Consider the following 1,781-nt stretch of genomic DNA (forward strand, 5'->3'; position numbering starts at 1 on the left):
AAGATCTTGCCGTCACCAATCTTGCCGGTATTAGCGGCTTTGGAAATGGCCTCGATCACTTGGTCCAGGCTGGACTCGGCAATCGCCACTTCGATTTTCACCTTGGGCAGAAAATCCACCACATATTCGGCACCCCGATACAGCTCGGTGTGACCTTTCTGACGTCCAAAGCCTTTCACCTCGGTAACGGTGATGCCCTGCACGCCGATCTCGGAGAGTGCTTCACGCACGTCATCCAGTTTGAACGGCTTAATTACGGCAGTAACCAGTTTCATTTCATTCTCCTCAGCTTTCACCGCGTCCGGTGACGTCCGTTTCACTTTGAGCCCCGTTATGGTTCCCGATCCACAGTATGCTCGAACGCTCTGACCCAATTAGTGCACGACCCATGCCAGTTTTTGAAAATCATGCAAATTCAGGGGGTTAACCTGTGTCCCTGACGTTGCCGTCAGGGAAAACGCGCCATTATAGCGCACCACATTGGGGCAGGCTCCGATTTGGTGCAGCACGGTTCCGGGCGGCACTGTCGGTGCCCCAATCGCACACACCGTGCTACCATCGCCGGCACATTACAAGCCGTGCCTGCCCTGACAGGACAATGCCGGAGTTCCCCATGCCTGACCAGCCTTTCATTGACCGCCTGATGGCCGATATCAGCCGCCGCCTGCCCACCGATCTGGGCGGCCTGCGCAGTGAAGTGGAGCGCAACATTCGCAGCGTGCTGGCCGAGACCGTCAGCCGGCTGGATCTGATCACCCGGGAAGAATTCGACATTCAGCAACAGGTGCTGCTGCGCACCCGCGAAAAACTGGAAGCACTGGAGAAACAGGTCGCCGAGCTGGAAAAACCCTGATGCGCCCTGGGGGTGCAGCCGCGCCCCCACTTTTCTTTATTCCCTTGCGCTATTTTCGTTAGCGCAGAACTGTATTTCCCCTGTTGCAACTTGCTGCCTAAGCTGAGAAGACATCAATCTTTTCTGGTGCCGGTAAGGCTCGCCAACCGCTTGCCCGGCCGCTCCCCGGTCCCGAATACCCTTTTCGGGAGGAGGTACACATGCCTGCGCGCAATCTGGAAGAGTATCTCGACAACAACGGCGTCTATTACCACTGCTATAACCACCCCCCGGCCGTGACAGCCTCGGAAGTGGCCCAATCCGCCCATATTCCCGGGCGCCATATGGCCAAAACAGTGATCGTGGATGTGGACGGCGATCTGACCATGGCAGTGCTGCCCGCCAATCAATACCTGGACCCGGAAAAACTTCGCCAGGCACTGAACGCCGACAGCGTGAGACTCGCCAACGAAACCGAATTCAAGGACCGCTTCCCGCTCTGCGAAACCGGCGGCGAGCCACCCTTTGGCAATCTCTATGGCATGCCGGTCTTTATCGATGACACCCTGATGAGCGAAGACTGGATTGCCTTCAATGCCGGCACCCACACCGAAGTGATCAAGATGGGCATGGGCGACTTCTTGCGCCTGAGTGATGCACGTACCTGCTCCTTTGCCATGCTGCACTGATCCCGGCACTCACTTTCCCCTTTCCCCGCCCTCCCCGGGCGGGCTTTCTTTTATGGCTTCTCCCGCGCTCCACAGCACGAATGCGCAAAGCCACTGTAGGAGCCTTGCTCGCAAGGCGATCCATTCGCAATGCGAATGACCTGTCCCATCACTCGTCGGCATGGCGCTGGCGGAAGGGGCTGGGGTCTGCCGGTTTTGTCTTTCGAAACTCGCTTCTCGTAACTCGTGTTGTGATCGCGCCGCCAGCGACGCTCCTACGG

The 1,781-nt window shown here is 57.8% G+C and carries 3 protein-coding genes; 2 read left to right on the top strand and 1 reads right to left on the bottom strand.

The window, feature by feature from the left end; all coding sequences use genetic code 11:
- The coding region (locus A15D_RS17025) for a P-II family nitrogen regulator (protein WP_102792895.1) at positions 1 to 275 on the bottom strand (275 nt) is incomplete at its 3' end.
- Between the two features lie 338 nt (positions 276 to 613).
- On the opposite strand from A15D_RS17025, the gene A15D_RS17030 reads away from it, so the two are divergent.
- Complete coding sequence (locus tag A15D_RS17030; protein WP_022984921.1) at positions 614 to 853, top strand: accessory factor UbiK family protein; 240 nt, start codon at positions 614 to 616, stop codon at positions 851 to 853.
- Between the two features lie 200 nt (positions 854 to 1,053).
- A complete protein-coding gene (locus tag A15D_RS17035) occupies positions 1,054 to 1,521 on the top strand; it encodes an aminoacyl-tRNA deacylase (RefSeq protein ID WP_102792896.1) in 468 nt (155 codons plus the stop codon).
- The last annotated feature ends 260 nt before the right edge of the window (positions 1,522 to 1,781 follow it).

The sequence above is a fragment of the Alcanivorax sp. MD8A genome (genome assembly GCF_002888555.1).
Taxonomy (GTDB): Bacteria; Pseudomonadota; Gammaproteobacteria; order Pseudomonadales; family Alcanivoracaceae; genus Alcanivorax.